The 13,251-nt window shown below is 72.6% G+C and carries 12 protein-coding genes and 2 pseudogenes; 8 read left to right on the forward strand and 6 right to left on the reverse strand.

Going from position 1 to position 13,251, the window contains the following annotated elements; translation table 11 throughout:
- Positions 1-15: 15 nt before the first annotated feature.
- Positions 16-1,518 (reverse strand): APC family permease, encoded by a 1,503-nt coding sequence (locus ACWGKT_RS01240; RefSeq protein WP_453271957.1) that lies wholly within the window; start codon positions 1,516-1,518, stop codon positions 16-18.
- 124 nt (positions 1,519-1,642) lie between these two features.
- On the opposite strand from ACWGKT_RS01240, the gene ACWGKT_RS01245 reads away from it, so the two are divergent.
- Positions 1,643-2,365 (forward strand): TetR/AcrR family transcriptional regulator, encoded by a 723-nt coding sequence (locus ACWGKT_RS01245; RefSeq protein WP_356144831.1) that lies wholly within the window; start codon positions 1,643-1,645, stop codon positions 2,363-2,365.
- 243 nt (positions 2,366-2,608) lie between these two features.
- On the opposite strand, the gene ACWGKT_RS01250 is transcribed toward ACWGKT_RS01245, so the two are convergent.
- Positions 2,609-2,908 (reverse strand): DUF4235 domain-containing protein, encoded by a 300-nt coding sequence (locus tag ACWGKT_RS01250; protein WP_453271958.1) that lies wholly within the window; start codon positions 2,906-2,908, stop codon positions 2,609-2,611.
- A gap of 99 nt (positions 2,909-3,007) precedes the next feature.
- On the opposite strand from ACWGKT_RS01250, the gene ACWGKT_RS01255 reads away from it, so the two are divergent.
- The gene (locus tag ACWGKT_RS01255) at positions 3,008-3,976 is read left to right on the forward strand and encodes a cation diffusion facilitator family transporter (RefSeq protein ID WP_453271959.1); all 969 of its coding nucleotides are present in this window, start codon (positions 3,008-3,010) and stop codon (positions 3,974-3,976) included.
- A gap of 135 nt (positions 3,977-4,111) precedes the next feature.
- Here the strand turns inward: ACWGKT_RS01255 and ACWGKT_RS01260 are convergent, their stop codons facing one another.
- Positions 4,112-4,555, reverse strand: coding sequence for a nitroreductase family deazaflavin-dependent oxidoreductase (locus ACWGKT_RS01260; protein ID WP_356148004.1), 444 nt, complete (start codon positions 4,553-4,555; stop codon positions 4,112-4,114).
- A 91-nt stretch (positions 4,556-4,646) separates the two neighbouring features.
- Positions 4,647-5,279 (reverse strand): LysE family transporter, encoded by a 633-nt coding sequence (locus tag ACWGKT_RS01265; RefSeq protein ID WP_453271960.1) that lies wholly within the window; start codon positions 5,277-5,279, stop codon positions 4,647-4,649.
- Positions 5,280-5,569: 290 nt separating this feature from the next.
- On the opposite strand from ACWGKT_RS01265, the gene ACWGKT_RS01270 reads away from it, so the two are divergent.
- From ACWGKT_RS01270 to ACWGKT_RS01280, 3 genes are all read left to right on the forward strand, one after another.
- Positions 5,570-6,799 (forward strand): cytochrome P450, encoded by a 1,230-nt coding sequence (locus ACWGKT_RS01270; protein WP_453271961.1) that lies wholly within the window; start codon positions 5,570-5,572, stop codon positions 6,797-6,799.
- Between the two features lie 36 nt (positions 6,800-6,835).
- Positions 6,836-7,036 carry a ferredoxin gene (locus ACWGKT_RS01275; protein ID WP_453272088.1) on the forward strand — a complete coding sequence of 67 codons (201 nt, stop codon included), beginning with the start codon at positions 6,836-6,838 and terminating at the stop codon, positions 7,034-7,036.
- A gap of 295 nt (positions 7,037-7,331) precedes the next feature.
- Positions 7,332-7,868 carry a flavoprotein gene (locus tag ACWGKT_RS01280; RefSeq protein ID WP_356147995.1) on the forward strand — a complete coding sequence of 179 codons (537 nt, stop codon included), beginning with the start codon at positions 7,332-7,334 and terminating at the stop codon, positions 7,866-7,868.
- Between the two features lie 28 nt (positions 7,869-7,896).
- On the opposite strand, the gene ACWGKT_RS01285 is transcribed toward ACWGKT_RS01280, so the two are convergent.
- Positions 7,897-8,772 (reverse strand): endo alpha-1,4 polygalactosaminidase, encoded by an 876-nt coding sequence (locus ACWGKT_RS01285; protein WP_453271962.1) that lies wholly within the window; start codon positions 8,770-8,772, stop codon positions 7,897-7,899.
- A gap of 232 nt (positions 8,773-9,004) precedes the next feature.
- Here ACWGKT_RS01285 and ACWGKT_RS01290 point away from each other — a divergent pair, with 232 nt between their 5' ends.
- Positions 9,005-9,973 (forward strand): aldo/keto reductase, encoded by a 969-nt coding sequence (locus ACWGKT_RS01290; protein WP_453271963.1) that lies wholly within the window; start codon positions 9,005-9,007, stop codon positions 9,971-9,973.
- 3 nt (positions 9,974-9,976) lie between these two features.
- Here ACWGKT_RS01290 and ACWGKT_RS01295 read toward each other — a convergent pair.
- Positions 9,977-10,311 (reverse strand): annotated as a pseudogene (locus ACWGKT_RS01295) (phytanoyl-CoA dioxygenase family protein); the annotation flags it as partial.
- Positions 10,312-10,313: 2 nt separating this feature from the next.
- Between ACWGKT_RS01295 and ACWGKT_RS01300 the strand changes: the two are divergent.
- Both ACWGKT_RS01300 and ACWGKT_RS01305 read left to right on the forward strand, forming a co-directional pair.
- A pseudogene (locus ACWGKT_RS01300) lies at positions 10,314-10,860 on the forward strand (helix-turn-helix domain-containing protein); the annotation flags it as partial.
- 274 nt (positions 10,861-11,134) lie between these two features.
- A complete protein-coding gene (locus ACWGKT_RS01305; RefSeq protein WP_453271964.1) occupies positions 11,135-13,240 on the forward strand; it encodes a ricin-type beta-trefoil lectin domain protein in 2,106 nt (701 codons plus the stop codon).
- The last annotated feature ends 11 nt before the right edge of the window (positions 13,241-13,251 follow it).

A 13,251-nucleotide genomic window follows, 5' to 3' on the forward strand; every position in this document is an offset into this window, starting at 1 on the left:
TCTCTTTCCTCGGTATCAGTTGGGGGTGGCGATCAGCTGCGGCGCGTCGGCGTCCGTGCCGTCGCCGGTGCGGAAGTACGGGGAGCGGCGCACCCACTTGGCGTACGCGGCGACGACGAAGCCGGACCCGATCATCGCCAGGGGCATGAGCAGCAGGAACCAGCCGTTGTCCGCGCGGAGTTCGAGACGGTCGGCGGAGTCGTAGAAGGACCAGCTGAGGTAGCCGCCGAGGCCGAGCAGCGCGGCGGCGCTCAGGGCGGGCAGCACCACCGCCCGCACGCCCTGCCACAGGTCGGTGCGCAGCAGGGAGCGGAAGCGTACGGCGGCGGCGAGCGCGGTGAGCGCGTAGGAGAGCGCGACGACGATGCCGACGGCGTTCACGGTCGCCAGGATCATGTCGGCGAGCCGCGCAATCACCAGGGCGAGCGCGGCCACCGCGGTGGCGATCGCCCCGATCAGCAGCGTGCCGGCCGCCGGTGTCCCGTACCGGGCGCTGATCCTGGACCACACCGGGCCGACGGTACGGTCCCGGCTCATCGCGAACATGCCGCGCGCCGTGGGAATCACCCCGGCCTGCAGTGAGGCCACGGCCGAGAACATCAGGGCCACCAGCGGCAGCGCGGCCAGCGGCTGCGCGGCCAGCCGGTCGCCGAAGTACGCGAGCCCCTCGGCGCCGTGCCCGGCCAGCTCCTGCTCGGACAGCACCCGCTGGAAGGCGACCGAGCCGAGCAGGAACAGTCCCAGCATCGTCACCAGGGTGATCATTCCGGCGCGGGAGGCGTCCCGCGGGTCGCGGACCTCCTCGTTGACGCTGAACGCGACCTCGAAGCCCCAGTAGCAGAACACCGACAGCAGCATCCCCTGCGCGAGCGCCGACACCGACGGGATGGCGAAGGGGTCGAACCAGGAGAGGCTGAATTCGTGCGGGCCGGCGACGATGCCGTAGCCGCAGAACCCGAGCAGCACGACGTACTCGAAGATCAGCAGGCCGCTCTGCAGCCGCGCCGCGGTGCGGATGCCGGTCACGGCGGTCAGCGTGACGGCGATCAGGATCCCGATGCCCACCGCCGTCGACTGCGCGGTCGACCCCGGATCCAGCGTGAGCCCGGCCAGTCGGTGGAGTCCGGCCTCGCCGGCCAGCTGCAGGATCGACGACCCGGTGACCGCCGTGGTGTACGCGAGGAACGCGATGGACGCCGTGAGGTTCACCCAGCCGACCATGAAGCCGAGCCACGGGTTGAGCGAACGTCCCACCCACACGTACCCGTTGCCGGCGTTGGGCTCCACCTTGTTCAGCCGGGAGAAGGCGCCCGCGATCCCGAGGATCGGCAGGAACGCCAGCAACATGATGGCCGGCAGGTGCAGCCCGACCACCGCGGCCGTGACGCCGAGGCCGATGCCGATGCTGGTGGTCGCGGCCGTGCTGGACGCGGCGACGGCGACGCCGTCCAGGACACCGAGGGACTTGCGCAGCTCCTGCTTCAGGGGCGGGTCGACACCGTAGGGCTTGTCGGTCATGGCCAGCTCTCCGCTCGCACCGGGGGGCCTGGTCGGCCCCGGTGACCGCACATGAAACTGCCCGTGCACTTCACAGGTCAACGCTGTTGTCGTAAGGTTCCCGCACACTCCGGGGAGGGGTCCCATGACCGAACGTGTCGTTCCGCCGGCGGCCCGCGTGCGCAAGCGGCCCACCAAACAGGGCGTGGTCCTCTCCGAGGAACTCATCGTCGAGACCGCGCTGCGGCTGATCGAGGAGCACGGCGGTGACGCCCTCTCCGTGCGGCGCCTCGGACGGGCGCTGGGCGCCGATCCCAGCAGCCTGTACCGCTACTTCCGGCACACCGACGATCTGCTGCTGGCCATCGCCGACGAGCTCATCGGCCGTACGATGCGCGCCTGGCGGCCCACCGGTGACTGGCGCGCCGACCTGCGCGACCTGGGCCTGCGCATCCACGCGGGAGCCCTCGCGCACCCCCGGGCCGCGGTGCTCAGCTTCCACCGCGTGACCGGGCGGGCGCACGAGATCCAGGCCGTCGAGACCATGCTCGGGGTGCTGCGCGGGGCGGGCTTCCCGGACGCCGACGCGGTACGGATCTACCACGCCTTCGTCGACCAGGCGCTCGCCTACGGCGGCCTCGACTCCGCCAACGCCTCCCTGCCGAGGACCGCGCGCGAGGCGGAGGACGAGGTGTGGCGGGCGACCTACGCCCGGCTGCCCGCGGACACCCACCCCCACATCGCGGCGACCTCCCGCCACCTCGTCACCTCCATGCGGACGAGCTCCTACCCGGCGGCCCTGGACCTCCTCCTGACCGCGGCGGCGGCCCGCCTCGACACGATCAGGAGGGCGGTGCCTGAGGAGTGACCGGGGGCCTTGCGGGCGGCTGACCCGCGGGTCTTTGCAGGCGGTTGGCCCCGCGGGCTCTCGTGGGTGGCAGTGCCGGGCGGCTGACCCGCCGGCCTTCCCGGGCGGCCGTGCCGGACGGAGGACCCGCGGGCTTTTGCGGGCGGTGCCGGGCGGCCGCGTGCGGACCCTGCCGGGCGGCAGGCTCCGCGGCCCTTTCGAGTGGCGGTGTCGGGCGGCCAGCCCGTGGACCCCGCGGTCCGGTCAGTCCCGGCCGCCCCGGGCCGTCGCCGGCCATACCCCCGTCGAGCGTTCGATGGCCTTGGCACCGGTGCGGTCCACGGCGCTGCGTACCACGGCGAAGAGGGCGCCCTGGACCGCCGCGGCCAGCAGGATCTCGCCCCAGCCGCGGTCGCGGTCCAGGGCGTCGGGCGCGTCCTCCTCGTGGCGCAGTGCCGTCCAGGCCCGGCGGAAGGCGAGCCCGGCCAGCGCGCCGCCGGACCAGCTCAGCACGAAGCCCACGGGCTGGTAGACGAGCGGGAGCTTCTGTTTCTTCCTGCTCACGTGTCTCTCCTTCGGCTGTCGGGGAACCGTGTCAGACGCGTTCCCCGAATTCCGCCGACCGCACGGTGTGAGGGGCCCGGCCCGGGGCAGTCGGCGAGCGTGGGCGAGACATCCTCCGATCGCGGAGCCGACCGCAGGACCCGCGTCACCGTGCTGGTGGCGCTCGCTGCCAATCTGGTGATCGCCGTGGCCAAGGCGATCGGCGGTCTCCTCGCGTCCTCGCCCGCGCTGCTGTCGGAGGCGGCCCACTCGGTGGCCGACAGCCTGAACGAGATCTTCCTGCTGGCCGCGCTGCGCCGCAGCCGCCGCCCCGCCGACCGCCGGCACCCCTTCGGCTACGGCAAGGAGCGCTTCTTCTGGGCCCTGCTCGCGGCCGTCGGCATCTTCGTCATGGGCGGCTGCTTCTCTTTCTTCCAGGGCTTCGAGGCCTTGCGCCACGGCGCGGAGGAGAAGTTCAGCGGCTATGTGGCGGGCCTGATCGTTCTGGGCGTCGCGCTGCTCGCCGAGGGCGCTTCCCTGCTGCGGGCGCTGTACCAGGTGCGCCGGCAGGGCGGCTGGACCGGGCTGCGCGACCCGGCGCTGCGCACCGTGGTAGCCGAGGACGGCACGGCGGTGCTCGGCGTGACCCTGGCGATCGTCGGCATGGCGCTGCACATGGTCACGGGGCAGGTCGCGTGGGAGGCCTCGGCCTCGCTGGCGATCGGGATGCTGCTCGTCTTCGTCGCCTACCGCCTGGGACGCGACGCCCGTGACCAGCTCATCGGGGAGGCCGCCGACCCCGAGCTCAGCGACCGGATCCGTGATCTGCTGGCGGCGCAGCCCGAGATCGACAGCGTGGAGGAGCTGTTCACGATGAAGATGGGGCTCGACTCCACACTGGTGGTGGCCCGGATCGATCTCGTACCCGGCCTGGACAGCGAGCGGGTCGAGGAGGTTGCCGTACGCATCAAGCGGCACATCGCCCGGACCGTCCCCGAGGTCGACCAGATCTTCCTCGACGTCACCGACCGCCCGGCGGGCGAGGCATGCGAGAGCCCCGCCGCGACGGGGGAACGCGGCGGGGCCTGACGCACGGGTGCCCCGGGCGGAGCCGGTTCATGCCTCCCCGAAACAGATTTTTCTAAAAGACGGCGTACCGGGGCCGGAAACAGTCGCCTTGGGCCACCAGTGCCCCCGGCCGATCAGCCGACGGCAAGGGGTTGCTCAGTCGGCCGGTTCGAGGACGAAGACCGGGATCTCCCGGGAGGTCTTCTTCTGGTAGTCCGCGTACGGCGGGAACGCGGCCACCGCCCGCTCCCACCACTGGGCCTTCTCCTCGCCCGTGACCTCACGGGCCGTCATCTCCCGCTTGACCGTCCCGTCCTGCAGCTCCACACGGGGGTGGGACCTGACGTTGAAGTACCAGACGGGATGCTTGGGCGCACCGCCGAGCGAGGCGACCGCGGCGTAGCGTCCGTCGTGCTCCACCCGCATCAGGGGTGTCTTGCGGATCTTGCCGCTCCTGGCACCCAGGGTCGTCAGCAGGATCACGGGCATCCCCGTGTCCATCAGCGTCGTCCCCTTGGTGCCGCCGGAGCTCTCGTACAACTCGACCTGTTCGCGCACCCACTGCGTCGGGCTCGGCTCGTACTCGCCCTCAAGAGGCATCAGGCTCGTCCCCTCATCGGTCCTACGGATTGCTGGCAGCCTGCTTCAACACCGGCCGCTGCCCGGATCTTCCACCCCGAGGTCTGTCCGGTCACGCGTGCCACACCGCCATCCGTACCGCCAGAGCCATGATCACGCCACTCGACAGCAGTGCCGTCAGCAGCCGCCCCCGGTGCCCCGTCAGCGCGCGGCCGAGCAGCGCGCCGCCCGTGGCGAGCAGCAACTGCCAGCTCGCGGAGGCCGCGAACGCCGCCAGGACGAAGACGCCCTGCTCCAGGGGGCGTACGGCGTCCGCCGTACGGGTGCCGAGGACCAGCGCGGCGAAATAGATCACGGTCGCGGGGTTGAGCAGGGTGATCCCGAGCAGGCCGAGATACGCCCGTGTCGCGTCGGGAACCGGCCGCTCGAGCCGGGTGGCGAGCCGGTGCTCGCGGTGGTGCCGCAGCGCCACGGCCGCACCGCGCACCGCGAGCGCGGCGAGCACCAGGGCCGAGGCCCAGCGCAGCGGACCGAGGACCGGGCGCAGCGCCGCCGCGACGGCGGCGCCGCCGACCGTGGCGAGCAGGGCGTAGAGCCCGTCGGCGGTGGCCACGCCGAGCGCGGCGCAGGCGCCGGTGCGCAGGGAGGTACGAGCGGTGAGGGAGACCAGATAGGTCGCGACCGCGCCGACCGGTACGGCGATGCCGAAGCCGGCGAGCAGGCCCGCGACGAGCGCGGCGCTCACGAGCGCGCGGGCTCGGGCCTCCGGGGACGGCCGGGCTGCTGCTGGACCCGCACCGGCAGGACGGTGGCGGAGGTCGGCGGCAGGAAGGCATCAGTCGTGAACATGCGCAGATCCTGCGGTCCCCGCCCCGGCTCCGGCAAGCGAATTTCGGCGCGGAAACTACGCTGGAAGCGTGCGGTCCGGCCAGATCCACCCCGTCACCGATGTGGCCGAACTTGTCGTGGCCGTATAGATGCCTGGGGCATCTAATGAAGATCGCCACGACGCATTCCCCGTCTGCGAGGTGCTCCATGACGGAACTGACGGAATCCACCGATCGGGCGCGTACGGGCGAGCCCGTCGCCTTCCCCCAGGACCGCAGCTGCCCCTACCACCCGCCCACCGCCTACGACGCGCTGCGCGAACGGCGCCCGCTGGCCCCGATCACCCTCTTCGACGGCAGCCCCGCCTGGCTGGTCACCGGCCATGCCGCCGCCCGGGCGCTGCTGTCCGACGCACGCCTGTCGACCGACCGCACCCGCCCGGGCTTCCCCGCGCCCACGGCCCGGTTCGCGGCGGTCCGCGACCGCCGGATCGCCCTGCTGGGCGTCGACGACCCGCGGCACCGCACCCAGCGCCGGATGATGGTCCCCTCCTTCACCCTCAAGCGCGCCGCCGAACTGCGGCCCGCCATCCAGGGGATCGTCGACGGACGGCTCGACGCGATGATCGCGCAGGGGTCGCCCGCCGAGCTGGTGAGCGCCTTCGCGCTGCCCGTGCCGTCCAGGGTGATCTGCGCGCTGCTCGGCGTGCCGTACGCCGATCACGAGTTCTTCGAGGCTCAGTCGCGCCGGCTGCTGCGCGGCCCGGAGCCGGCCGACTCGCTGGAGGCACGCGAGCGGCTGGAGACGTATCTGGGCGGGCTGCTCGACCGCAAGCGGGCGGAACGCGAGCCCGGCGACGGGATCCTCGACGAACTCGTCCACCAGCGCTGGCGCGAGGGCGAGACGGACCGCGCCGAACTGGTCTCGCTGGCGGTGATCCTGCTGGTCGCTGGCCATGAGACGACCGCCAACATGATCTCCCTCGGTACCTACACGCTGCTCCGGCACCCCGAGCGGCTGGCCGAGCTGCGCGCCGATCCCACGCTGCTGCCCGCCGCCGTCGAGGAGCTGATGCGGATGCTGTCGATCGCGGACGGACTGCTGCGGATGGCCACCGAGGACATCGAGGTGGACGGCACCACGATCCGCGCGGGCGAAGGCGTCCTCTTCGCCACCTCGGTGATCAACCGCGACGCGTCCGTCTACCCCGAGCCCGACGTGCTGGACTGGCACCGTCCGGCGCGCCATCACGTCGCGTTCGGCTTCGGTATCCACCAGTGCCTGGGCCAGAACCTGGCCCGCGCCGAGATGGAGATCGCCCTGGGCACCCTCTTCGACCGGCTGCCCGGACTGCGCCTCGCCGCCCCGCCGGAGGAGATTCCCTTCAAACCGGGCGACACGATCCAGGGGATGCTGGAACTCCCCGTGAGCTGGTAAGAGGCTCCTGCCATGCACATCGAAGAGGCTCCCGCCCTGCGCATCGACATCGACCGGGACGTCTGCATCGGGGCGGGCCAGTGCGCCCTGACCGCCCCGCGCGTCTTCACCCAGGACGACGACGGCTTCAGCATGCTGCTGCCCGGCCGTGAGGACGGCGGCGGCGACCCGATGGTGCGGCAGGCGGCCCGCGCCTGCCCGGTCAGCGCGATCACGGTCATCGAAGCGGCCCGCTGACCTCAGCCGGAGGCTGCCGGCAGGAACAGCTGCCCGGCCGGCGCGGGGGGCAGCCCGGCGTCGGCCGCGAGGTGGTCCCGGAACGCCCACTTGCGCGCGCGTACTTGGGTCGGGCCACCACACGGTCGAAGACGGCCGGGATCCGCTCCCCCGGGTCCTCGTGGCCCTCGACGGGAACAGCTGACAGAGCCGCTTGAGCGAGACCCCGGACGCGCCACGGACCTCGTCCATGACGAGAGAACCGCGCCCCGAGGCCGAGCGCGGACCGACCTTCCCGCTTGAGTAGGGTGCCCGGATGACCGAACAGGCCGGGAAGCCCTTCCTCTACGTCGTCGTCTGCGCGGCCGGTGTCGCCGCGGGCGTCAGCAAGCTGATCACCGCGGCCCAGGAACGGGACTGGGAGGTCGGGGTCCTGGCCACACCGGTCTCCCTCGGCGGGTTCTTCGACACGGCCGCGGTCGAGGCGCAGACCGGCCGCCCCGTCCGCTCGGCCTGGCGCACCCCCGCCGAACCGCGTCCCTTCCCGGCGCCGGACGCCGTGGTCGTCGCGCCCGCCACCTTCAACACCGTCAACAAGTGGGCGGCCGGCATCGCCGACACCCTCGCCCTCGGCACCCTGTGCGAGGCCGCGGGGCTGGGCGTGCCGATCGCCGTCCTGCCCTGTGTGGCGGACGCGCTGGCCGCCCATCCCGCCTACCAGGGCAGCCTGCTGCGCCTGCGCGGGATGGGCGTCCGGTTCGGCGCGCCCTACTCGGGCGAGCCCGACGCGTCGGGCCGACGGCCGGAGTTCCCCTGGGAGCACGCCCTGGACCTGCTGGACGAGGCGCGGTGACGGCGGTCCGGCGGTCCGGCCGGCCCCCTCACCGCGCCTTGCGCACGTAGCCGCTGCTGCCCGGGGTCGACACCGCGCGGTCCCGGCGCACGATGCTCAGTCGGCCGCCGAAGCCGTCGACGGCCTTGCGCAGCCCCTTGTCCGTGTACTCGACGACGACGACCCGGTCGTCGAACGCCTTCGCGTACGCGCCGCACTCGTCGAACTCCGCGCACTCCTCGGCCACCGCGAAGTCGAGCCCGGCCCGCCCGCGCCGCCCGATCAGCTCCGCGGTGTTCTTCTGACCGATCGCCAGGTGCCGGGCGTGGGCGCGCCGGGAGAGCAGGGCCATGAAGGCCACCGCGTCGTCGGCGGTCAGCAGGTCGTGCGAGCGGCTGTAACTGTCGTAGTTGTCCGGCTCGACGGCGTCGTAGCCCTTGTCCGCGCAGCCGTCGATCCAGCGGTCGACCCGCCGCGCGACGCGCTCCCGCTTGGCCGGGGTGCCGATGTCGAGCAGCGGTTCGTCCCAGTCCTCGTCGATGACCACCTTGCCGTCGGCGTCCCGCAGCAGCAGGTCGGCGGGCCAGGAACGGCGCTCCTCCGGCTGGGCCTGGAAGGCGTTCACGTAGCAGATGTTGTACAGGCCGGGCGCCGGGGAAGAGGACCGGTCGCGGCTGACGACACGGACGCCGGCCGGCGGGGGATAGGCGCCGCCGATCTGGTAGTCGAAACCGGCGTGCGGCGGTGGCAGCCGAACGCTCGCCGGGGGCGCGGCGGCCGCGGACCGGGACGGCCGCGGCGAGGCCGTGTTCTTGTCGTCGTCGGTCCCGCACCCGGCCGACCCCGCGGCCAGCGCGAGGGCGAGCAGGACGGTGCCCGCGGCCGTCCCGGGACTTCCGACGCGGGTAACACCCCTGGTGGGCATGTCCGCTCCATCGATCGCGGGTACGACCCCGCCTCGGACCGACACGGTGGTCCTGGCGACTCGGGCCGGGCTGAGACGGTGTCCGTACCGGCTGGGCGCACCTCTGGTCGCCGCGCGGTGCGCGCCGGCACTCCGAAAGATCCAAGCGCCCGCGCACCGTCACCGTCAAGTCGGGCCGTACGGCGTCGTACGCTCCCCAGTGGTAACCGACCCGAAGGCAGGAGCAGCAACGATGCAGTACGTGAAGCTCGGTTCGACGGGCCTGGACGTGTCGCGGATCTGTCTGGGCTGCATGACCTACGGCGTGCCCGACCGCGGCGTCCACGAGTGGACCCTCGACGAGGAGGCGTCACGTCCGCTGATCCAACAGGCGCTGGACGCGGGCATCAACTTCTTCGACACCGCCAACGTCTACTCCGACGGGACCAGCGAGGAGATCGTCGGCAAGGCGCTGCGCGACTTCGCCGACCGCGACGAGATCGTGCTCGCCACCAAGGTGCACGGCCGGATGCGGCCCGGGCCCAACGGGGGCGGCCTGTCGCGCAAGGTGATCATGACAGAGATCGACCACAGCCTGCGCCGCCTCGGCACCGACTACGTCGACCTCTACCAGATCCACCGCTACGACCACGCCACCCCGGTCGAGGAGACGATGGAGGCGCTGCACGACCTGGTCCGGGCGGGCAAGGTGCGCTACATCGGGGCGAGTTCGATGTATGCCTGGGAGTTCTCCAAGGCGCAGTACACCGCCGACCTGAACGGCTGGACCAGGTTCGTCTCCATGCAGAACCACTACAACCTCCTCTACCGCGAGGAGGAGCGGGAGATGCTGCCGCTCTGCGCGGACCAGGGCGTCGGCGTGCTGCCCTGGAGCCCGCTCGCCCGCGGCCGGCTCACCCGCGACTGGGGCACCGTCACCGAGCGCAGCTCCAGCGACAACTTCGGCAACCGCCTGTACCTGGAGAGCGACCGTTCGATCGTCGAGGCCGTGACCCGGATCGCCGGCGACCGGGGCGTCCCGCGGGCCCGGGTCGCCCTCGCCTGGCTGCTGCACCAGGACACCGTGGCGGCCCCCATCGTCGGCGCGGCCCGGCCGCAGCACATCGAGGACGCGGTGGCCGCCGTCGAACTGGAGCTGAGCGAGAAGGAGATCGAGGAGCTGGAGCAGCCCTACACCCCGCGCGAGATCAGCGGCCACTGACGGTCAGTGGGGTCCGTGCGGCGCGAACTCGGTGCCGCACGGACCGGCGCCCTCGCTCCTCGGCAGCGGAACCCGCTCGCCCGCCATGGACAGCGTCCGGCAGTGGCCGCCGATGCGCTGCGTGGAACGGGCGGTGGCCGACGTAGTGGCCGATGAACGAGCGGCGGAAGCGGTCGGCCGTACGGTTGGGCTCCGAACCGTGCACCAGGCTGCCGTTGACAGGACGTCGCCCGGTGCCATGTCCACCGGTACGGCGCGCTCAGACCGGGCGGCGGCGGGATGTACTCCCGGGCGAACGACAGCTCAGCGTCGGCCTCCTCGGGGTAGAAGACGTCCATGACGGCGGATGCTCGCCGACGCGCGCTGGACCGGTAGCGGCGCGCCGCCCGCCCCCGAGCCTCCGGGTGACGACCCGGTCGCCGTCGCGCACGGCGGAGCGGCACGCGAGCCGGCCCTGTGCGCGCTGGAGGAGGTCGTACTGCTCCCGGCCGCCGGCGCCCGGGAGCCGACACCGGCGCCCGGCGTCGACGGGCGGGTGCTCCGCGCGCAGGAGTTGATCGCCGCCGCCCCCGGGCGCCCCGCACACCGTCCGCTCGCTCGCCGAGGACGTCGCGCTGTCGCCTTCCCTGTTCGCGCACCTGTTCACCGAGCAGACCGGCCGGTCGCCGATGCGCGCGCTGCGCGAGGCCCGGCTGCTTCATGCCGCCCGGCTGCTGGAGGGCTGCGACCTGACCGTCGAACGGGTGGCCGCGGCCTCCGGATTTCCCAGCCCCTTCCACTTCCACCGGGTGTTCCGTGAACGGTCCGGGCTGCCGCCGGGGGCGTATCGATCGCGCAAATGGCCAAGCGTTTTGCGGCGGTGGCAGGGTCCGGTGGGGATCGACTGACATTTCGTCAATAGCACAGGGTGGCCGAGTAATAGCAAAACCGGTTGTGATCTCTTGTTCCGGCGTGCCGGATTGTGCGAAGGTGTGCGCTGTCGGCGCGCGGACCATTACTTTTTCCTGCGCGCACGCGGCCGCTCCGATGAACCTCTCGGGCTTCAAAAGAGCTGCCGAAGGGGACGTTCGAGCTGCCGAACCATGTACGGGCCGGATCGATCCGGCCCTCTGTTTATTGGTATGGACTAGATACTGTGTTGCGTCTCGGAGGAATGCAGCCGTGAATGAGGCAGGCCCCTCGAATTCCCCCACCCCTGTCCGGCCGTACGACGTCACGGACGAGCAGCTGAGTGCCGAACTCAAGAAGTGGACGGGAACGACGCCCGCGCTGCACCCCGTCGGCGAACTCCTCGACCGGCACTGGGAAGCGGCCTTCGCCTACGCACGGCTGTGCACCGACGGACCGCGCGCCGCCGGGATGCTCACCACCGCCACATTCACCCGGCTCTTCGGGGAATCGCTGCGGCAGAACGGCCCGACCTCCGCCTGGCGGCCCCAACTGCTGGTCACCGTCCGGCGCATCGCGGCGGAGTGGGACACCGACGGCCGCCGCGAACTCCTCCACCCCGACCTGCGCTCCGGCACCGGCGCCGGGGACCGTGCGGCGGCCCGGCTGCTGCCGCCCGCGAACCGGCGCCTGCTGTCCCGCGCGTTCCAGCGGCTGCCGCAGTCCGCTCGCGCCCTGCTGTGGCACAGCGAGGTCGAGACCGAACCGCTCGCCATACCGGCCGGACTCCTCGGTCTGGACGAGGAGGGCGCCCACGTCGAACTCGGCCGGGCCCGGGACCGGCTGCGTGAGGAATGCCTGCAGGTCCACCGCGAACTCGCCCCGCAGGACGAGTGCCTGCGCTACATCCGGATGCTCGACGTGACCTTCCGGCGCGGCGTCGGCCTCGACCCGGACCTCCAGCGGCACCTCAGCGGCTGCACGCACTGCAGTCACACCGCCGACCAGCTCGACCGGTTCAACGGCGTCCTCGGCGTCGCCCTCGCCGAGGCGGTACTCGGCTGGGGCGCACAGGCCTATGTGGAGGCGCGAGCGCGACGGACCGAGGGCCCCGAGGACGCCGAGGGCACCGAGCGGGCCGGCGCACCGGAACATTCACACCCGACGGCCACGGCACCCATCGGGGGCGAGCCCTTCGAAGCATCGGCGGACGGTGACTTCTTCGCGTCCACCGCGGCCGGATCGGCGGTGGCTGATGTCTTCGCGTCCATGACGGCGGCAGACTCGGCGCAGGGGGACTTCTCCGCGTTCACGTCAGCCGGACCGGACGCAGCCGACGCCTTCGGCCCCACGGGAGCCGCCGCTGCCACGCCGGGCGACAAGCCGGACCGCACAGCCCCAGGCTTCCGTTCCCGCCGCACGGCCCCTGGCTCCCGCTCCCGTCGCTCGGCTCCGGGACCCCGCACCGGCTCGCGTCACCCGACCCCCGGATCGCCCCGCTCCGCGCAGCGGGCCGCCCGGCGTGCTCGTCGACGTAACCTCGCGCTGGCCGTGGCGACCGTGAGCGGCTTCGTGGTGCTGCCGCTGGTGCTGTGGTCCGTACTGTCCTCGGGGGAGGGCGCCACGGCCTCCGGGAGGAAACCCGGCGAGGGGGCGGGCTCCGGCTCGCCGACGCCGGGGGCCTCCTGGATCGGGACGAGCGCGACCTCCCAGAGCATCGTGCGCGGCCGGCTGCGCAACGTCGCGTCCGGGCTGTGCGTCGGCATCGTCAGCGGCAAGGCCGTCCAGGGCGCGGAGACCGAGCTCGTCAAGTGTTCCTCGGCGGCGAGCCGGCAGTGGACGTACGAGACCAGCGGACTGCTGCGCAGCGCCGCCGCCCCCGAACTCTGCCTGGACTCCCACCTCGGCTACTCGGTCCGGCTCGCCCCGTGCACGGGCCCGACCCAGCCCAGCGCGAAGAACGTCCGCTACGAGTTCACCGCCAAGGGCGCGCTCGTACCGCTCTGGAACCGCGACCTGGCCCTCACCCCCGCCGCCACCGACGGCGCGGGCGCCCTCGTCCTGAAGACCCGCGCCGACACCCCCGTCCAGTACTGGACGATCGACACGTCCAAGCCCGACCCGCAGATGCTGGCGGTCAACTGGGACGCGGAGAGCACCCCGTCGCCCACCGCCGGCACCGGCTCCGCCCCCGGGGCGACGCGCACCCCGTCGCCGACCCCCTCGGCGACCGGGCCGACCGCGCGACCGGCACCGTCGCGATCCGGCTCGGCCGACCCCTGCGACCGATCCCCCTACTCCTGCTACCCGGACGGCCGGGACGGGGGCTGGGACCACCACCACGACTACGGCTCGGGCGGTGGCCGCGGCGGCCGTTGAGGAACGGCGCG

The sequence above is a fragment of the Streptomyces sp. NPDC054794 genome, assembly GCF_053611585.1.